The following is an 18,139-nucleotide window of genomic DNA, read 5'->3' as shown; positions in this document are numbered from 1 at the left end:
TTATGGTGTTAGATACAGTATATAAGCAAAAATCATTTGTCATTACTTCAATAATTATGGGACTTGTTATTTTATTGTTGTTATTGGCAAAAATGACTACCTCTAATACGCTCCCTCCTGATGAGGAAGGAGGGATTGCTATTACTTTTGGAACAGATAATAAAGGAATGGGAGCAATCAATCCTCCTAAGTCTGTAGAGCCTGCTGTATCTCATTCACAACCTACAGAGAGACCTCAAGAAGTGGAGAATACACCTGAGAGACAACCTTCTGAACAAGTACTAACACAAGATACAGATGCAGAAAGTGTAGTAATTCCTAAGAAAGAAAATAAAAAACCTAAGAGAGAAACTCCTAAACCAGAGAAAACAACTCCTAAAAAAACAGAACAGAGACCCTCTTCTTCTACAACAGATGCTCTATCAAGTGTATTAAATTCCTCTGTAAAAAATCCAAGAACAGGAACAGGAAATGGGAATCAAGGAGATGACGGTGTTGCAGGTTATAAAGGGGATCCGAAAGGAGATCCTTATTCTAATAGCTTTTATGGAGGAAATGGAGAAGGTTCAGGGGGAGGAGCAGGAAAGGGATGGGGACTTAATGGACGTAAATATATAAGTGGAAAGAATATGAAACAAGAGTGCAATGAGTCGGGTTTTGTAATTGTACGAATAGAAGTGGATAGAACGGGCAAAGTAGTTAGGGCTAAGGCAGGAGAAAAAGGTACTACAAATAATGCTCCTTGTCTGTTGGAGGCAGCTCAGAAATCAGCATTGACTTATCGTTTTAATTCCGATGAAAAGGCTCCACAAACGCAGATAGGTTTTCTAGCTATAAACTTTAAATTAGGAGAAGGAAAATAATTCTATAGGAAGTCTCTATAGTTTCTATAAGAAGTATTTAAAGATAGTGATATTAAAATTAGTTTCTAAATTATTTAGTTTTATTCAATAAATTGTAGTATATTTGTCACATCATAAAAAATAATAAACTTAAATGGCATATATTGATTACTATAAGGTATTAGGTGTAGATAAGTCTGCTTCTTCGAAAGACATAAAAAAGGCTTACCATCAACTTGCTCGCATACATCATCCAGATATGAATCCAAATGATAAAACAGCAGAGCAACGATTTAAACAAATTAATGAAGCTTATGAGGTATTAGGGAATCCCAAAAATCGGGCTAAGTATGATAAATATGGTAAGGACTGGCAACAGAGTGAAGCTTTTGAAAGAGCCCAACAACAAGGAGGAAATCCCTTTGATGGTTTTGAAGGAGCTACCTATACTAATGCAGGTGATTTTTCGGATTTTTTTAAGGAGATATTTGGTCAAGAAGCAGGTTTTTCCAGAGGTAATTATGGCTCAGCTTATGGAAAGTTTAAGGGGCAAGATTTGCAAACAGAACTCACTTTAACTCTTAGAGAAGCTGCAACTACCCATCCGAGAACATTTACAGTTAATGGAAAAAATATTCGAATCACATTGCCTGCAGGAGTTCAAAATAATCAACAAATAAAACTTAAAGGTTATGGAGGAGAAGGAGTAAATGGTGGGCCTAATGGTGATTTGTATATAACCATTAGGGTATTGCCAGATCCTATCTTTGAGCGTGTAGGAAATGACCTGAGAACAAAGGTAACAATTGATATGTATACAGCCATCCTTGGAGGGGAAGTACAAGTGGCTACTCTTTCTGGAAAGGTGAAACTAAAGGTAAAGTCCGAAACCCAACCAGGAACTACTGTCCGTCTAAAGGGGAAAGGTTTCCCTGTATATAAAGGAGGTACATTTGGAGATTTATTTATTACATATAGTGTGGAACTCCCTAAAAATTTGACAGACAAACAGAAAGAACTTTTTGAACAATTACGAAAATTACAAGAAAATGGAACAGCCGCTTAAAATATCAAAAACAAAGATAATTAGACTCTATAAAATAAAGTCGTCTTTTTTCAATGAATTGGTGTCCAATGGACTAATAAAAACAGAGAGGATAGATAGAGTTACTTATGTACATTATGATCAATTACCTGCTCTTGAACGTTTTGTAAATTGGCATTATGATCTTGATATTAATGTGCCTAGTATGCAAATTATTCATCGTCTGTTAGAAAAAATTCGTTTATTACAGGAGGAAAATCAAAAACTAAAGAGAAGGTAATATTTTTTATAGAAGAAATCTTAAATATTTATATATCATGAAAAAAGTAATTGTATTTTTATTTTTTTTGACTTTTTTCTCTGTCAGTTGTGGACAAGATATTGTGGGAAATAGGATAATTATTTCAAAGGAGCGAAAAGTGCCTACTTACTCTCAGATTAAAATAACTGGAAGTGGAGATGTCATTTTAACAGACGGGCAAGTGGGGCATCTTATTGTAGAAACCTCTGAGAATATAGAACCCTATGTACTTACAGAGGTAGAAAGAGGTACCTTGGTGGTGAGATTGAAATTGGGTCACACTTATAGATCTATAAAAAATTAAAGGTTTATGTGCCTGTTGATCAGAATTTTAATAAACTAACGATGTCAGGATCAGGTGATGTTGACTCCTCAAAGGAATTGGTACTGAATGATTTGACTTGCCACATGTCAGGTAGTGGAGATTTAGATCTTTCTCTACGAGCAAAATCATTAAATATTTCTATGGAAGGTAGTGGCGATATTGAACTTAAAGGGAATGTGGATATTTTAAAAGCAGATATTGTAGGTAGTGGAGATTTGGAAGCTAAAAAGCTAAAAGCTAACAAGGCAACACTCTCTGTATCAGGCTCAGGTGATATGGATGTTTTTGTCTCACAGGAACTTAGTGCAACTATTTCAGGTTCAGGTGATGTTACTATAAGTGGGAATCCACAAAAAAGAGATACTAAAATAAGAGGGAGTGGTGATGTGAAATTCTTATAGGTTATACTTCGCTTCGTTTTTTAAGAAAAGAAGTGAGTAGAATTCCTAATCCTATAAAAGCACTGATGCGTGCTATATAATCTCCGTAACGAACATAAACGGTAATTTTGTCATTGGCAAGGATAGTCTCTCTTAGGCTTCCTTGCTTTTTGTATGCCAATTGTTTTATGATATTACCACGTTGGTTAATGAATGCTGAAGTACCTGTATTAGCACTCCGAGCAATGCTTTTACGCGTTTCGATTGCTCTGAGACGTGTATAACTGAGTAATTGCTTATGTCCTTGAGTATTTCCCCACCAAGCATCATTGGTAAGTACTCCTAGTAATTGAGCTCCTTGTTTTACATACTTAGTTATATATTCTCCATAAACGGATTCATAGCAAATAACAGGAGCCACTTTTTCTCCTTCTTTTGATATAAAAACGGTAGGCATTTTCTGGGTAGTTTTCACCGCTACAGTTCCTCCTAAATCTATCATTATATCTCCTAAAATAGGCTTTAGGATGGATTGAAAAGGCATATTTTCTACTCCTACTACCAATTTAGATTTGTGATAAAAATTTATTTCCTTAGAACTATTAAGTAGGAATGCACTATTATAATCATTGAACCAATAATCTTGGTAGGGATTGTAATTGCTTTGTGGGGTAATCTTATCTTTGTCATTAATTACTTGAAAAATAGAAACACCTATTACCCAGTTCAATTGGGGATATCTTTTTAAGAAAGATCTGAAAGAATCGGTTTCCTTACTATCAAAAATATCATTTAGGTTATTGACTTCTTGAGATATTACTGTCTCTGGAGTGAATACAAAATGAGTGTTTTTGCTAATTTCTTCTTGAGTAAGTCTAAGCAAAAGGGTTATAGTTTCTCTATTGGAAAGTGTATATTTTTCAGAATAAGGATCTATATTAGGTTGCAATACGACTATCTCTACAGGTTTTCCTTCCTCTTTGTAATAGGTATATATCCACAATGAGCAACTTATTGGTATAATGATAGTTAATCCTATTCCACAAATTCTTCTATAAAGTAGAATTTTATCTCTGATTTTTATAAAAGATAGGAGGGTATAGAATGTCAGTATATTTACTAATAATATCCAAAGACTTCCTCCAAATATACCGGTATATTCATACCATTGTATCCAGACGATATTTTCTGAAAATACATTTCCTAAGGTGAGCCAAGGCCAAGAGAAATCCCAATGATGATGAAATTTTTCAAAAGCTATCCAGATTGTTATAAAGAAGATACTACTAATTTTGAAAGTATTCCTTTTAGCGACTAAATGATAAAGAAGGAAAACTAAAGACATCAAAAGGCTATTAACCAAAATAGCAAATCCAGCCCCTAATTCTGTTGAATTCCATATCCACCAAGTTGTGATAGTATTCCAAATAAAGAAACTAAGATAGGAAAGTAAGAGAACTTTGCCTTTACAAGATTTCCCTGTAGAACGTAGCTGGTATTCCATTAAGAGTAATGGAACAAAAGCTATAAAGATAAAAGGAGAAAACCCATAAGTAGGCCAAGCTACAGCCAATAGAATTCCTGAGAGAAATGCCAAAAGTAAATTTTTCATTATAGAATATATAGACAACTTAAGAATTAGACTTTAAAAATGTTTTCACTTTTTCCAAAAAGGGATACGGGGTAATATCTTCCGAGAAGAAAGGAATGATTTTACGTATTTCTTGATACCACTTTTGGGTAGTGGTTGAAAATTTTTCTTTATTTTCCAAGATATCAATCGCTTGTGCTATAGTAATGGCTTCTATAGCCAATACTTCAAAAGTATTTTCAATCACCTTATGGGTAATAGTAGCTGCATTGGTACCCATACTTACAATATCCTGATTATCATTATTGTTAGGGATGCTATGTACATACATGGAATTTGAAAGAGTTTGATTTTCAGCAGTAGTGGAGGTAGCTGTGAATTGTATCCCCTGCATACCAAAGTTAAACCCTAATTTCCCTGCATTAACAAAAGCAGGAAGAATTTCATTAATTTTAGGATTAAGTAGGTAATTTAATTGTCTTTCACTAAGCATACTAAGGCGAGTGATAGCTAATTTTAGTTTATCCATTTCTAAGGAAATATAATCACCATGAAAGTTTCCTCCATGATATACTTGTTGTGTTTCTAAATCAACAATAGGATTATCACTAGCTGAGTTAAATTCATTAGTTACAACTTCCTTAGCGGAACAAATAGTATCATAGATTGCTCCTAATATTTGAGGGAGACAGCGCAAGGAATAATATTCTTGAACTTTATCCTTGAATACAGATTCCTTATGTTCTCCTGTATAAAGATGTTCAGATCGTTTTCTGGTAAGAAGGCTATCAGAGAGGTAATTACGCATTTTCAGGGCAATAACTTGCTGTCCGTGATGTTTTTTAGCAGCATTGAGTTCTTTTGAAAAATGATCATCATAGGTTTGAACCAGTTCATTTATAGCAATGGAGAGTTTAATAGACCATTCCAAAAGAAGAGAAGCATAATGGACATTAATAACAGCAATTCCTGTCATGACGGAGGTACCATTCATCAGAGCAATGCCTTCACGTAAGTGAATTTGCAGAGGTTTAAGTCCTTCCTCTTTGAAAACCTCTTTTGTGGAACGTCTTTTTCCTTTATAGAAAACCTCTCCCTCTCCAATAAGTACTAAGGCTAAGTGAGCTAATTGGACTAAATCACCACTAGCTCCTACACTTCCATGCTGAAATATTAAAGGAGTAATATCTCTATTAATAAGTTCCTTCATAAGATGGATAAGGGAGATATGGACACCTGATTTTCCTAACGATAGTGTATTTAATCTGCATAGAATAGCTGATCTTACTATCTCGGGAGAAAAATATGTTCCCATTCCAGAAGAATGACTATGGATGATATTGTATTGTAAGGCTAATTGATCTTTTTCTTCAATTCTATATTGAGCCATAGGTCCAAAACCTGTATTTACTCCATAAATAACTTTATTTTTAGAAAAATCTTTCAGGAAATTATAACTGTCTATTATGATTTTTTCTGTTTTATGAGAAATTTCCACTTTTTTATGGTTAAAAAGAATCCCTATAAATTCATCAAAGGAGATTGAATATTGTTCCATGTCTTGTAGGTGTTTATTTTTTATATAGTTTTCTCAAGCAGGAGCAAAGTTAGTTAATTAAAGTTTATTGAGCAAGAATCGTAAGAGAATTATTTTCTTATATTGGGAATATATTATATTTTAATAAGAAATATAATTCCTAAGTGGGTGTGAAGTAGAGGTTTTCACTAAATAGAAATCTTTTCCTTTGTGTGAGTATAAGTTTTTTTGTACATTTGTCCCCTTAATAAAGAGTATAATTGTAGTATAATGGGTAAAATATTTTCTTTCCCATTATTGTTATCATCTTAATATTTTTGTGATAAAAATGGGTATTGAGGATACTGTAGTTAAATAATGGAAAATATTCTATTATATTGAATTATATATAGGAGATAATTATTTTATAAATGTTTGTTTTCGAATATAATGAAGTAATAAAAAATAAAAAGGTAAAAATAGTAAGTGTCCTTTTCATTCTATTTTATACGATAAATATATATTCTCAACAAAGAGATACCCTAATATATACAGGAATCCCATGGGGAGTTCCTCCTCAATGGTTATTGGCAGGAATGATATCAATAGGAGCTAATTTTGGAAATAATTCAGAATCTTTTACTTGGAAACATATTTAAGAGTAGATCCCTATGAGTGTTGTACACCATACGATAATATAATAAGGAAGATGGTCGCTTGCTTTCTCTGGAATATTCAATAATAAATCTGTATATTCTCCCGATCAAAAACCTTTTTTACTGCTTGTACCGATGTTACAGTTATCTTTTACAAAACAAATAAAGTAAATATTTAAGATTTAAATTTTTATACTGGTATAATGATAAAGAAAACTTTAAAAATAATAAGTATTCTCTTTCTATTAATTATTTTTATAGGAGGGGGAGCTATTTGTTATGTCCTATTTTATCCTAACACTTCTTTTCAAAGTAAAAAACAGATATTGTATATTCCTACGGGAAGTGATTATAGGTTCATCTTAAATGAACTTTATCCTATGTTATCCAATAAGAGTACTTTTTTTTGGGTGGCAAAGTACCTCAAATATACAGAACATGTAAGAGCAGGACGTTATGTAATTCGTAGGGGAATGAATAACTTAGAGATGGTTCGTATGCTCAGAAATTTAAGTGAGCCTGTGAAAGTTTCTTTTAATAATCAAGAGCGTTTGCAAAATCTTGCTGGAAGAATCGCCAAAGAAATAGAAGCAGATAGCACTTCCCTTATGAATGCTTTTTTAGATCCTGATTTCCTATATAGAAATCAGATGGATTCACTCAATGTGTTGGGGTTATTTATTCCCAATACATATAGTTTCTATTGGAATACTTCAGCCAAAGGATTTGCTCAAAGAATGGAGAAGGAATATAAAGATTTTTGGAATGATAAAAGGAGAGAAAAGGCTGCTGCTATAGGATTAACACCACAACAGGTAACAATTCTCGCCTCTATTGTACAGAAAGAAACCTATAAAGTGGAGGAAAGACCCATGATAGCAGGTGTATATCTTAATAGATTGAATGAAAAGATGTTGCTTCAAGCAGATCCTACTGTAATCTATGCCATAAAGGAAAGCACTGGAAAATATGATACTATTATAAAGAGAGTGCATATTAAGGATTTATCTACTGTATCTCCTTATAATACTTATTTGAATACGGGATTACCACCGGCTCCTATCTGTATGCCTGATATTTCTTCTATTGATGCGGTACTTTCTCCTCAGAAACATGATTATATATTCTTTGTAGCTGATACGGCAAGGATAGGATACCATAAGTTTGCCAGAACTCTTATGGAACATAATAAAAATCGTGATGCTTACAAAAAGTGGCTTAATAGCAGAGGTATAGAATAATGATTAATGGTTAATTATCAATGAATTAACCATTAATCATTTAGTTTTACTAATTATTAGAAAAAGCTTCTTTGAGTTGGTTGAGTGCTTTTTCAATTACTGAACGAGGAGATGCTAAATTAATTCGCATAAATCCTGTTCCTTCTTTTCCAAATACACTTCCATCTACGAGGGCTAAATGAGCCTTGTTAGTACAGAAAGATACTAATTCTTCTTGAGAGAGTCCCAGTTCTCTAAAATCTAGGAAGACTAAATAGGATGCTTGTGGGATAAGATATTTTACCTTAGGAAGGTACTTATCCACATATTGAAGTAAGAAATTGATATTTCCTTGTATGTACTGTAAGAGTTGACTCAACCATTCTTCTCCTTCTTCATAAGCAGCTACTGTAGTTTGGAAAGCAAAGATATTTCCATCGGTAAGCATATACCCTACAGTTTTGTCTAGAAATTTTTGCCGAACTTCAGGATTAGGGATAATAGCGTAAGCGCTAGCTAAACCAGCCATATTAAAAGTTTTACTTGCTGAGGAGAAAGTAACACAGTTCATAGCAACTTCCTTAGAAAGGCTTGCCAAAGAAGTATGTTGGTGAGAAGGTAAGGTAAGATCAGCATGTATTTCATCTGAAATCATAAGTACTTGATACTTACTACAAATATCAGCCAGTTTCTGGAGTTCTTCACGAGTCCATACACGTCCACCAGGATTGTGAGGATTGCATAGAATAAAGAGTTTACAAATTTTAACTTTTTCCTCAAAATCTTCAAAATTAATGCGATACTGTCCGTTCTCTATGAGAAGAGGATTGGTAACCACTTTACGAGAGGTATTGCGGATAGCTGCTTCAAAAGGGTAATATACAGGTGGCTGTATAAGCACATTATCACCTACATTAGTAAAAGCTTCCATAGCCATAACAATAGCAGGTACTACTCCAGGGACGAAGCAAATCATCTCCTTGGTGATATTCAAATGGTGACGTCTTTTTTGCCAATTGATAATGGATTGGTACCAAGCAAGAGGTTTGTCTGTATATCCAAAGACCTCACATTGGATACGTTTTTTTACAGCATTTACAATGAATGGAGGTGTTCTGAAGTCCATATCAGCTATCCACATAGGGATTAGATCCTCACGACCCCAGCGAGGCAAAAGAGCTTCTAATTTTAGAGCATCAGTGCCTTTTCGGTCAATAATTTCATCAAAATTATAATTCATACTTAAAATAATTTAGATATATACAAAACTAAGATATATACAAAACTAAGATATAAATATTACAAAAATATAATCTCTTTCACTACTTCTTTTTGTAAATAATCATTGATAAGTTGTGCCAATTCACTTTTACGAAAGCTTAAGTTCTCTTTTAGGGCAGCATTGTTTAAGGTAATGAATAGTTTTTCCCCTTGTAATCGTACATTGTCTGTATATTTTACAATCCCTGTTCCTGCAATTTCCACCCATGCTTCTCGGGTTCGTATCTTGTCAATTCCATAATTGAGATTGTATTGGCTAAAGAGTTCTGAAATAATTTCCTTTAAGGAAATCTCATCATTATATCTACTCATTTTTTGCTACAAAGGTAATAATAAATTTTCATAAATCATACAAAAACAGAAATAAAAAATTACCTAAAAGTTTTTGAATAAAAAACTGTAAAAAAATTTTGTCATCAGAGAAAAAAACCTTATTTTTGCCGAGTTTTTAACAACTATTAAATAATGATAAAAATTACACTACCTGACGGTTCTGTCAAAGAATATAGAAAAGGAGTAACTCCAGCTGAAGTAGCGCATGATATTAGTGATGCTTTTGCACGTAATGTAATATCGGCTAGCTTTAATGGTAAAACGATAGAAACAGTTACCCCTCTTGAAACGGACGGAAGTTTAGTGTTATATACTTGGGAGAATCCCGAAGGGAAAAAAGCTTTCTGGCATTCTTCTGCACATATATTAGCACAGGCATTAGAGGAACTATTTCCCAATATAAAGCTTACTATAGGTCCTGCTATAGCTAATGGATTTTACTATGATGTGGATTTCAATGGTAATACTATTACGGACAAGGATTTTCCAGCTATAGAAGCAAAAATGCTTGAGATTGCTCGTGGCAAATATGAGTTCAAGATGCGCCCTGTAAGTAAGGCTGAAGCGCTTTCCTATTACAAAGGGAAAAACGAATATAAGACAGAGCTTATTGAAGCTTTAGAAGATGGAACGATAACTTTTTGTGATCATAGTACTTTCACCGATCTTTGTAGAGGAGGTCATATACCCAATACAGGCTTTGTGAAAGCTGTAAAAATATTAAGTATAGCTGGTGCTTATTGGCGTGGAGATGAGAATAATCCTCAACTTACTCGTGTATATGGGATATCCTTTCCTAAACAAAAAGATTTGACCGAATACTTAACTCTCTTGGAAGAGGCTAAGAAACGTGACCATCGTAAGTTAGGTAAGGAATTGGAACTTTTTACCTTCTCCAATAAAGTGGGACAAGGACTTCCTTTGTGGTTGCCTAAAGGAGCTGCTCTTAGGGAACGATTGGAAGCATTCTTGCGTAAGGCACAAAAACAAGCAGGCTATGAACAAGTAGTAACACCACATATAGGGCACAAGAATCTATATGTAACTTCTGGACACTGGGAAAAGTATGGGAAAGATAGTTTTCAGCCTATAGCCACTCCTAATGAAGGGGAAGAATATTTGCTTAAACCTATGAATTGTCCTCATCATTGTGAAATATATAATTCACACCCATGGAGTTACAAGGATTTACCTAAGCGTTTTGCTGAATTTGGTACTGTATATCGCTATGAACAAAGTGGAGAATTGCATGGACTTACTCGTGTACGTTGCTTTACCCAAGATGATGCTCATATCTTTTGTACTCCAGAGCAATTAGATGCTGAGTTCAAGCATGTAATTGATTTGGTACTTTATGTGTTTGGTTCTCTTGGTTTTGAAAACTTTACAGCTCAAGTATCCTTGCGTGACCCTGAGAATTTGTCCAAGTATATTGGGAGTGATGAGAATTGGGCAAAAGCAGAAAGTGCTATTATTAATGCCGCTAAGGAGAAAAACTTAACTTATGTAATAGAGACAGGAGAAGCAGCTTTCTATGGTCCTAAGTTGGATTTTATGGTTAAGGATGCTTTAGGTAGAAGTTGGCAATTGGGTACTATCCAAGTGGATTATAATCTACCAGAACGTTTTGACTTATGGTATAAGGGAGCGGATAATGAAATGCATCGTCCTGTAATGATTCATCGTGCTCCTTTTGGTAGCATGGAACGTTTTGTAGCGATTTTATTGGAGCATACAGCAGGGAACTTGCCCTTGTGGTTAGTACCTGAACAGGTGAATATTCTTTCTGTTAGTGAAAAGTATGAAGGTTATGCATATAAAGTGGCTAATCTTCTGCAGGAAGCTGACCTACGTCCACATGTGGATAATCGTAATGAAACAATAGGAAAGAAAATTCGTGAAGCAGAAACTCAAAAATATCCTTATATGATTATTGTGGGAGAAGAGGAAGAAAAGAATGGAACTCTTTCCGTACGTAAACATGGAGGAGCAGATTTGGGTACTATGAAAATAGCTGATTTTATTACCCTTATACAAGAAGAGATTAATAAAAACATACGACCTTTCTCAAACGAAGTTTAACTTAAAATAGAAAAGCCATTAATAGCAAAGTACCTAACAGTAAGAACGCAAGTGAAGAGAAAGCTTCACATCGGGTAAATAGAGATATTCGTGTCCCTGAAGTGCGTTTGGTAGGAGATAACGTGGAAACAGGTGTATATCCTACAAGAGAAGCCTTACGGCTTGCCGAAGAGATGGAGTTGGATCTGGTAGAGATATCTCCCAATGCTCAACCTCCTGTATGTAAAATCGTAGATTATAAGAAATTTCTCTACGAACAAAAAAAGCGTGCTAAGGAACTAAAAGCCAAAGCTACTAAAGTAGAAATCAAGGAAATACGTTTTGGTCCTCAAACCGATGATCATGATTATGAGTTCAAAAAGAAGCATGGAGAAAAATTCCTAAAAGAAGGTGCTAAAGTGAAGGCTTATGTATTCTTTAAAGGGCGTTCTATTGTTTACAAAGATCAGGGTCAGGAGCTCTTACTTCGCCTTGCTGTGGATTTAGAGGAGTTTGGGAAAGTAGAGCAAATGCCTAAATTAGAAGGGAAACGTATGACTATGTTCATTGCTCCTGTTAAGAAGAAATAATAGAAAATATAACAGATATTTCATTCATTAATTTTTAAGTAACAAAATGCCAAAGATTAAAACTAAATCCAGTGCGAAAAAACGTTTTAAATTAACGGGCTCTGGTAAAATCAAAAGAAAGCATGCTTTCAAAAGTCACATCTTGACTAAAAAAGCTAAAAAACGTAAGTTAGCTCTTACACACGCTACTTTAGTTCATACTAATGATGAAGCTAGCGTAAGAAAACAATTAGGATTAAAATAATAATTGTTTTAGGTAAATTAATTGTCTCACCTTGGAGTATGGCTCAAAAAGAACGTAAAGTCGCCTACTACAAAAAAAATAGAAATTTATGCCAAGATCAGTAAATGCAGTTGCGCGAAGAGCGCGTAGAAAAAAAATAATGAAGCAAGCCAAAGGATACTTTGGTCGCAGAAAAAACGTTTGGACAGTTGCCAAAAATGCGGTTGAAAAAGCGTTAGTATATGCTTACAGAGACCGTCGTAATAAGAAAAGAACCTTCCGTGCATTGTGGATTGTACGTATTAATGCCGGAGTTCGCCCTTATGGGTTGTCTTATTCTAAGTTTATGGGAGCTCTTAGAGCTAATGAGATAGAACTTAATCGTAAAGTTCTTGCCGATTTAGCTATGAATCATCCAGAGGCTTTTAAAGCAATTGTAGAAAAAGTAAAATAAACGTTTAATTAAAGAGATATCTGTTATAAAAGAGGCTGTCCAAAGAGTTTTTTGGATAGCCTTTTTAGTATTTTATACCTTAACTTCTATCTGGTTATGGAGCAAATCCTCAAAAGTTTCTGCTTTGCGGATAAGTTTTGCTTGCCCACCTATCCAAAGTACTTCGGCAGGACGTGGACGTGAATTGTAGTTGCTTGCCATAGTATAGCAGTAAGCACCTGCATTCCTGAAGCAAAGGATATCTCCTTCGGAGATTTCAGCAATTTGTCGGTTTGAGGCAAAAGTGTCCGTTTCGCAGATATATCCTACCACGGAGTAGAAGCGCTTTTTCCCTTCAGGATTGGAGAGATTCTCTATAAAATGGATAGCTCCATAAAACATGGGGCGGATCAGATGATTAAATCCTGAGTCAATTTCAGCAAAAACAGTGGAAGTAGTTTGCTTGATTACATTTACCTTTACTAAAAAGAAACCTGCTTCACTCACTAAAAATTTTCCAGGTTCGAAGGCTAAGGTTAGATTTCTTCCGTACAACTTACAAAACTCTAAGAAACGATTGCTAAGTTTTTCTCCTAATTCCTCTATATTAGTTTGTACATCTCCTTCCTTGTAAGGTATCTTGAAGCCACTACCAAAATCAATAAATTGTAGTTCTCTAAAATACTTTGCTGTGTCAAAAAGAATTTCGGCAGCGTAGAGGAAGACATCTATATCCAAGATATCACTGCCTGTGTGCATATGAATCCCATTGATGTGCATTTTGGTATTTTCCACAATGCGCAGAATATGAGGTATTTGGTGAATGCTGATACCAAACTTACTATCAATGTGTCCTACAGATATTTTAGAATTGCCTCCTGCCATCACATGAGGGTTAATACGTATACACACGGGGATATTAGGATGTTTGCTACCGAATTGTTCCAAGATAGAAAGATTGTCAATATTCAGTTGCACCCCCAAGGAAGCTGCTTCCTCGATTTCCTCTATAGAGACTCCATTTGGAGTAAAAATGATTTGTTCTGGAGTAAAACCTGCATGAAGTCCTAGTTTGACCTCTTGTATAGAGACGGTATCTAATCCTGCTCCCAACTTTCGCATAAGCTTGAGAATGGAGACATTGGACAGCGCTTTCATTGCATAATTAATCCTAAGGCTTGGTACATGATCAAAAGCCTTTGTGAGACGTTTATATTGAGAGGTAATTTTATCAGCATCATACACATATACAGGATTCCCGAAGGTATGCACTATAGAAAGTAAATCTTTGATTTCCATTCTTTAGGATTTAATTTGTTTTTGATGTGCAAATATACTATATCTTTTTGGACTGTAGAGAGAAAACTCAAAAAAGAAGGAGATTTTTTAATAATTAAATTGTTTTTTTGTATATTTGCCTGTTGTTAATAGTTGAGTTTTTTATTAGTTATGGATAAAAATAAATACCCTATAGGTGTTTTTGAAATGCCACAGATGATAACTCAGGAGCAAATAACTACTTATATAAAGGAATTGTGGCAGTTTCCTTATTTGTTAGAGGAAGCAGTAGCCGCGTGTCCTCCTAATATACTTAATCTTACTTATAGGGAAGGAGGTTGGACAATAGCACAGATAGTTCACCATTTAGCAGATGTGAATATGAATAGCTTTATTCGTTGTAAGCTTGCCTTGACGGAAGAAAATCCCATTGTAAAACCCTATGAGGAAACCCTGTGGGCAACAATTTCTGAGGCAAGAGATTTTTATATAGCATCCTCATTGTATATAATCAATGGAGTGCACTGGCGCTGGTATAACCTATTGAAAAGTCTTTCACCTCAAGATTTTGAAAAGACCTACCGGAATCCTCAAAGCGGTCAAACAGTGTCCATTAAGCAAGAAATAGTTAAGAGTGTTTGGCATGGAAAGCATCACTTAGCTCATATTAAGTTGGCTAAAGAAATTGGAATTGTCAGTAGAATATTATAAATCAAAAGCATATGAAAAGAAGGTTTGTCTATCAAGATGCGAAATCCGATAAGTTTTGGGATATTGACTTTGAAGGTACTACCCAAACGGTCGTTTATGGAAAAACAGGTACTGCAGGACGAGAAGCTGTAAAGGAATTTCCTACAGCTGAGGAATGCACTAAAGAAAGTGAAAAATTAATTCTTCAAAAGCTTAAAAAAGGCTATACTGAACTTGGGAAGGGTGAAGCCGCTCCTGAAAAAAGGGAATATTCTGAAGAAGAAAAAGCCGATTTTTTCTTTTGGGAAGCCATAGAAAAAAGTTATAAATACAATAAAAAGGACTGGAAAGCATATAATTTGGAAGAACATATAGAAAAACTCACCCTCTTTCTTTCCAAATATAGTGAAGAAAGGCTTATTTCCTTTCAAAAAACTTTGCAACAGAAACTTATTTCCCTTTATACAGCTCCTATTGCCGAACTTTATATCATTCTTGGAAATGAATATGAGAAAGAGGGGGATACTTACAGCTTTGATGGTTTTATTTCAGATGATGGTTTTCTCTATTTTCGTTGTTGGCTTTTACTCAAGGGCAAAGAGTTTTATGAGGATATTACCAAGGATATAGAGTCCTTTGTCTCTGGTAAATACCATTTTGATATAGGTGATACTTGGGGGGAAGATCTTCTTTATGTAGCAGATGAGGCTAATATAGAAGCACGTCCTGATAGTGATGAGGATATTATTCGAGATACTGTATATGAGAAGTGGCCTGAATTGAATTATGATTTTGGGGAGTTCTCCATGGAAAGAGAACCTAAAAGCGGAGAAGAATTACAAAAGATGTATCCTAAGTTAGTAGCTGAGATTATGCCTATACGTTAGAATAAATAAAAAAACTTAATAAAATAGAGATATTATTTAAAAAGTAGTACCTTTGCCGCGAATTATGGAAAAGCAAGAACGATATGACCGTGCCTATATGCGTATGGCACAGGAATGGGCAAAGCTCTCTTATAGTCAACGCAAACAAGTGGGAGCTATTATTGTTAAAGACCGTATGATTATCTCTGATGGTTACAATGGGACCCCTACAGGCTTTGATAATTGTTGTGAAGATGAACAAGGGCAAACCCTTTGGTACGTATTACATGCTGAGGCAAATGCTATACTTAAGGTAGCTGCTTCTACTCAATCCTGTGCAGGAGCAACTCTCTATATTACTATGTCACCCTGTAAAGAATGTAGTAAACTAATACACCAAGCAGGGATCATACGAGTGGTATATAAAGAAGCTTATAAAGATACCAGTGGGTTGGACTTTTTAGCCAAAGCTGGAGTGGAATTGGTATATTTGCCTTGTTCTTTACATGAAGAAGTGCATGAAGAAGTGAAGGATTAATAATACTGTTAGTCATGGGATTGGTGTTAGAATGGGATTTTGATCAATATGGAGAAGATGAGTGTTTTATGGCTATTCACAGTTCATTAGCTCCCTGCAAATTTGTCTATTGGCTTAATAAGGAGTTGGATATCTGCTTTTCTCGTGCTCCTGAAGAGCTAAATGATAAAGTATCAAGAAGTTTATTCCCTTTGTTTATCTATCAAAGAGAAGAAGAACAATGGTACCTTATTGGAAATAAAGTATATCAAACGGTACAGATGGGATTATTCTCACAAATGGAACAGCTACAAGTACTTATTAGAGAATTGCCCAAAGTAGACTATTTTCTACGAATTAAATCCAGTGACCATCAAACGGATTACCTTTCTCTATTCAAAAGGGCGCGATGGATAGATTTTATCTATGAGATATTACTTTTTCCAGAGGAGAAAATATCTCAGAAGGAACAAAAAAAACTCAATGAAATTAAAGCAAAATTAATATTTTAAAAATTTATATAGTATGATAGGACGAAAAAAAACTAAAATAGTAGCTACCTTAGGACCTGCTACCGATAGCCCTGAAATTTTGAAACAGATGATATTAGCAGGAGTTAATGTATTTCGTATTAATTTCTCTCATGCTAATTATGAGGAGGTAAAACAACGCATACAACAAGTACGTGCTATAGAAGAGGAACTCAATACCCATGTAGCCCTCTTAGGCGACTTACAAGGTCCCAAGCTCCGTGTAGGAGTAATGGAAGAAGGAGTAGTGGTAGAGAAAGGTGATCAGATATCTTTCATTACTGGCGAGCCTTTCGTAGGGAATAAAGAGCGTGCTTATATGAACTATACCCAATTCCCTTGCGATGTGAAAGCAGGTGAACGTGTACTTTTGGATGACGGAAAACTCATCTTTGAGGTGCTTTCCACCAATGAAAAAGATACCGTAGTGGCTAAAGTATTACAAGGAGGCGTACTTAAATCCAAAAAAGGGGTGAACTTGCCTAATACTAACATTTCCCTGCCTGCCCTCACTGAAAAGGATATCAAGGATGCTATCTTTGCCATAGAACAAGAGGTGGATTGGATTGCGCTTTCCTTTGTGCGTCATGCTAAGGATATAGAGGACTTAAAGATGCTTATCAAAGAACATACTACTGAGAATATTCCCATCATAGCCAAAATAGAAAAACCAGAAGCCTTAGCCAATATTGATGAGATTATAGCTAACTGTCAAGGGCTAATGGTAGCACGTGGAGATTTGGCAGTAGAAACTCCTGCACAAGAGGTACCTCTACGTCAAAAGGAATTGGTTCGAAAAGCTAAAGAGGCTCGTATTCCTGTGATCATCGCTACCCAAATGATGGAAACCATGATAGAAAGCCTGACTCCTACTCGTGCTGAGGTAAATGATGTAGCAAATTCTATTATAGATGGTGCTGATGCTGTGATGCTTTCGGCTGAGACTTCTACAGGGAAATATCCTGTACAGGTCATTGAAAAGATGTCTGATATTATCAACAGTGTAGAAAATTCTGAGTTTATCAAGGTACCTCGAATCTCTCCTATACGTGAAGGTAACGAGCGCTTTGTTACACAATCTATCTGTTTGAGTGCTGCTAAACTTGCTGATGAGATGGATGCTAAAGTTATCTCTACCTTAACAGGGAGTGGTTATACTGCTTTTCAGGTATCTGCCTTACGACCTAATGCTCATATTTTAGTATTTACTTCTAATAAACGCTTACTTAGCAAATTAAGTCTACTATGGGGAGTAACTACTTACTACTACGACCGTTACGTATCCACCGATGAGACTATTGAGGATATTAACCGTATAGCCACTCGTGAAGGACATGTGAAGGTAGGTGATATTGTTATTAGTTTAAGTGCTATGCCTATAAGCTACCAAGGACGCGTGAATACCGTACGTGCCACACAGATATTAGCCTAATTTAGTGAATGGCGAAAAGTGAATAGTGA

Annotated in this window: 20 protein-coding genes; 15 read left to right on the top strand and 5 right to left on the bottom strand. The window is 35.1% G+C overall.

Annotated features, from left to right (window positions below; all coding sequences use genetic code 11):
* Positions 1-2: 2 nt before the first annotated feature.
* The 5 genes from HMPREF9071_RS08535 to HMPREF9071_RS11805 all read left to right on the top strand — a co-directional run bounded on the left by HMPREF9071_RS08535 (position 3) and on the right by HMPREF9071_RS11805 (position 2,914).
* A complete protein-coding gene (locus HMPREF9071_RS08535; RefSeq protein ID WP_009746219.1) occupies positions 3-863 on the top strand; it encodes a hypothetical protein in 861 nt (286 codons plus the stop codon).
* Positions 864-996: 133 nt separating this feature from the next.
* Positions 997-1,908: a DnaJ C-terminal domain-containing protein gene (locus HMPREF9071_RS08530; protein WP_009746218.1), complete on the top strand. Its 912-nt coding sequence runs from the start codon at positions 997-999 to the stop codon at positions 1,906-1,908.
* Positions 1,892-2,167, top strand: coding sequence for a chaperone modulator CbpM (locus tag HMPREF9071_RS08525; RefSeq protein ID WP_009746217.1), 276 nt, complete (start codon positions 1,892-1,894; stop codon positions 2,165-2,167). Before HMPREF9071_RS08530 ends, HMPREF9071_RS08525 begins: the two co-directional genes overlap by 17 nt.
* A gap of 37 nt (positions 2,168-2,204) precedes the next feature.
* Positions 2,205-2,492: a GIN domain-containing protein gene (locus HMPREF9071_RS11810; RefSeq protein WP_009746216.1), complete on the top strand. Its 288-nt coding sequence runs from the start codon at positions 2,205-2,207 to the stop codon at positions 2,490-2,492.
* Between the two features lie 41 nt (positions 2,493-2,533).
* Positions 2,534-2,914, top strand: a complete 381-nt coding sequence (locus HMPREF9071_RS11805) for a head GIN domain-containing protein (protein ID WP_253908270.1) — start codon at positions 2,534-2,536, stop codon at positions 2,912-2,914.
* 1 nt (position 2,915) lies between these two features.
* On the opposite strand, the gene lnt is transcribed toward HMPREF9071_RS11805, so the two are convergent.
* Positions 2,916-4,505, bottom strand: coding sequence for an apolipoprotein N-acyltransferase (lnt, locus tag HMPREF9071_RS08515; RefSeq protein ID WP_009746214.1), 1,590 nt, complete (start codon positions 4,503-4,505; stop codon positions 2,916-2,918).
* A 19-nt stretch (positions 4,506-4,524) separates the two neighbouring features.
* The gene (hutH, locus tag HMPREF9071_RS08510) at positions 4,525-6,042 is read right to left on the bottom strand and encodes a histidine ammonia-lyase (protein WP_009746213.1); all 1,518 of its coding nucleotides are present in this window, start codon (positions 6,040-6,042) and stop codon (positions 4,525-4,527) included.
* 817 nt (positions 6,043-6,859) lie between these two features.
* Between hutH and mltG the strand changes: the two genes are divergently transcribed.
* On the top strand, positions 6,860-7,897 hold the full coding sequence (mltG, locus tag HMPREF9071_RS08500) for an endolytic transglycosylase MltG (protein ID WP_009746211.1): 1,038 nt from the start codon (positions 6,860-6,862) through the stop codon (positions 7,895-7,897).
* 49 nt (positions 7,898-7,946) lie between these two features.
* Here the strand turns inward: mltG and HMPREF9071_RS08495 are convergent, their stop codons facing one another.
* Entirely contained in the window at positions 7,947-9,116 is a 1,170-nt protein-coding gene (locus tag HMPREF9071_RS08495) for a MalY/PatB family protein (RefSeq protein ID WP_009746210.1), read from the bottom strand.
* 59 nt (positions 9,117-9,175) lie between these two features.
* Positions 9,176-9,469, bottom strand: a complete 294-nt coding sequence (locus HMPREF9071_RS08490; RefSeq protein ID WP_009746209.1) for a DUF721 domain-containing protein — start codon at positions 9,467-9,469, stop codon at positions 9,176-9,178.
* 153 nt (positions 9,470-9,622) lie between these two features.
* On the opposite strand from HMPREF9071_RS08490, the gene thrS reads away from it, so the two are divergent.
* From thrS to rplT, 4 genes are all read left to right on the top strand, one after another.
* The gene (gene thrS, locus HMPREF9071_RS08485; RefSeq protein WP_009746208.1) at positions 9,623-11,572 is read left to right on the top strand and encodes a threonine--tRNA ligase; all 1,950 of its coding nucleotides are present in this window, start codon (positions 9,623-9,625) and stop codon (positions 11,570-11,572) included.
* Positions 11,573-11,589: 17 nt separating this feature from the next.
* The gene (gene infC / locus HMPREF9071_RS08480; RefSeq protein ID WP_083808008.1) at positions 11,590-12,141 is read left to right on the top strand and encodes a translation initiation factor IF-3; all 552 of its coding nucleotides are present in this window, start codon (positions 11,590-11,592) and stop codon (positions 12,139-12,141) included.
* A 46-nt stretch (positions 12,142-12,187) separates the two neighbouring features.
* Positions 12,188-12,385, top strand: a complete 198-nt coding sequence (rpmI, locus tag HMPREF9071_RS08475) for a 50S ribosomal protein L35 (protein ID WP_009746206.1) — start codon at positions 12,188-12,190, stop codon at positions 12,383-12,385.
* A gap of 88 nt (positions 12,386-12,473) precedes the next feature.
* A complete protein-coding gene (rplT, locus tag HMPREF9071_RS08470) occupies positions 12,474-12,818 on the top strand; it encodes a 50S ribosomal protein L20 (RefSeq protein WP_009746205.1) in 345 nt (114 codons plus the stop codon).
* 72 nt (positions 12,819-12,890) lie between these two features.
* Here the strand turns inward: rplT and lysA are convergent, their stop codons facing one another.
* Positions 12,891-14,096: a diaminopimelate decarboxylase gene (gene lysA / locus HMPREF9071_RS08465; protein ID WP_009746204.1), complete on the bottom strand. Its 1,206-nt coding sequence runs from the start codon at positions 14,094-14,096 to the stop codon at positions 12,891-12,893.
* Between the two features lie 150 nt (positions 14,097-14,246).
* Here lysA and HMPREF9071_RS08460 point away from each other — a divergent pair, with 150 nt between their 5' ends.
* The 5 genes from HMPREF9071_RS08460 to pyk all read left to right on the top strand — a co-directional run bounded on the left by HMPREF9071_RS08460 (position 14,247) and on the right by pyk (position 18,110).
* Entirely contained in the window at positions 14,247-14,786 is a 540-nt protein-coding gene (locus HMPREF9071_RS08460) for a YfiT family bacillithiol transferase (protein WP_009746203.1), read from the top strand.
* Positions 14,787-14,797: 11 nt separating this feature from the next.
* Positions 14,798-15,652: a DUF4240 domain-containing protein gene (locus tag HMPREF9071_RS08455; RefSeq protein ID WP_009746202.1), complete on the top strand. Its 855-nt coding sequence runs from the start codon at positions 14,798-14,800 to the stop codon at positions 15,650-15,652.
* A gap of 64 nt (positions 15,653-15,716) precedes the next feature.
* The gene (locus HMPREF9071_RS08450) at positions 15,717-16,169 is read left to right on the top strand and encodes a dCMP deaminase family protein (RefSeq protein WP_009746201.1); all 453 of its coding nucleotides are present in this window, start codon (positions 15,717-15,719) and stop codon (positions 16,167-16,169) included.
* Between the two features lie 14 nt (positions 16,170-16,183).
* Positions 16,184-16,660 (top strand): IPExxxVDY family protein, encoded by a 477-nt coding sequence (locus HMPREF9071_RS08445; protein ID WP_009746200.1) that lies wholly within the window; start codon positions 16,184-16,186, stop codon positions 16,658-16,660.
* A 13-nt stretch (positions 16,661-16,673) separates the two neighbouring features.
* Positions 16,674-18,110 (top strand): pyruvate kinase, encoded by a 1,437-nt coding sequence (gene pyk, locus HMPREF9071_RS08440; protein WP_009746199.1) that lies wholly within the window; start codon positions 16,674-16,676, stop codon positions 18,108-18,110.
* Positions 18,111-18,139 lie beyond the last annotated feature (29 nt).

The sequence above is a fragment of the Capnocytophaga sp. oral taxon 338 str. F0234 genome (assembly GCF_000192225.1).
GTDB lineage: Bacteria > Bacteroidota > Bacteroidia > Flavobacteriales > Flavobacteriaceae > Capnocytophaga.
This window is presented reverse-complemented; position numbering and strand designations above follow the sequence as displayed.

Coding starts and splice junctions, on each gene's coding strand:
- HMPREF9071_RS08535 (WP_009746219.1), top strand. CDS start 3: ATGGTGTTAGATACAGTATATAAGCAAAAATCATTTGTCATTACTTCA.
- HMPREF9071_RS08530 (WP_009746218.1), top strand. CDS start 997: ATGGCATATATTGATTACTATAAGGTATTAGGTGTAGATAAGTCTGCT.
- HMPREF9071_RS08525 (WP_009746217.1), top strand. CDS start 1,892: ATGGAACAGCCGCTTAAAATATCAAAAACAAAGATAATTAGACTCTAT.
- HMPREF9071_RS11810 (WP_009746216.1), top strand. CDS start 2,205: ATGAAAAAAGTAATTGTATTTTTATTTTTTTTGACTTTTTTCTCTGTC.
- HMPREF9071_RS11805 (WP_253908270.1), top strand. CDS start 2,534: ATGTCAGGATCAGGTGATGTTGACTCCTCAAAGGAATTGGTACTGAAT.
- lnt (WP_009746214.1), bottom strand. CDS start 4,505: ATGAAAAATTTACTTTTGGCATTTCTCTCAGGAATTCTATTGGCTGTA.
- hutH (WP_009746213.1), bottom strand. CDS start 6,042: ATGGAACAATATTCAATCTCCTTTGATGAATTTATAGGGATTCTTTTT.
- mltG (WP_009746211.1), top strand. CDS start 6,860: ATGATAAAGAAAACTTTAAAAATAATAAGTATTCTCTTTCTATTAATT.
- HMPREF9071_RS08495 (WP_009746210.1), bottom strand. CDS start 9,116: ATGAATTATAATTTTGATGAAATTATTGACCGAAAAGGCACTGATGCT.
- HMPREF9071_RS08490 (WP_009746209.1), bottom strand. CDS start 9,469: ATGAGTAGATATAATGATGAGATTTCCTTAAAGGAAATTATTTCAGAA.
- thrS (WP_009746208.1), top strand. CDS start 9,623: ATGATAAAAATTACACTACCTGACGGTTCTGTCAAAGAATATAGAAAA.
- rpmI (WP_009746206.1), top strand. CDS start 12,188: ATGCCAAAGATTAAAACTAAATCCAGTGCGAAAAAACGTTTTAAATTA.
- rplT (WP_009746205.1), top strand. CDS start 12,474: ATGCCAAGATCAGTAAATGCAGTTGCGCGAAGAGCGCGTAGAAAAAAA.
- lysA (WP_009746204.1), bottom strand. CDS start 14,096: ATGGAAATCAAAGATTTACTTTCTATAGTGCATACCTTCGGGAATCCT.
- HMPREF9071_RS08460 (WP_009746203.1), top strand. CDS start 14,247: ATGGATAAAAATAAATACCCTATAGGTGTTTTTGAAATGCCACAGATG.
- HMPREF9071_RS08455 (WP_009746202.1), top strand. CDS start 14,798: ATGAAAAGAAGGTTTGTCTATCAAGATGCGAAATCCGATAAGTTTTGG.
- HMPREF9071_RS08450 (WP_009746201.1), top strand. CDS start 15,717: ATGGAAAAGCAAGAACGATATGACCGTGCCTATATGCGTATGGCACAG.
- HMPREF9071_RS08445 (WP_009746200.1), top strand. CDS start 16,184: ATGGGATTGGTGTTAGAATGGGATTTTGATCAATATGGAGAAGATGAG.
- pyk (WP_009746199.1), top strand. CDS start 16,674: ATGATAGGACGAAAAAAAACTAAAATAGTAGCTACCTTAGGACCTGCT.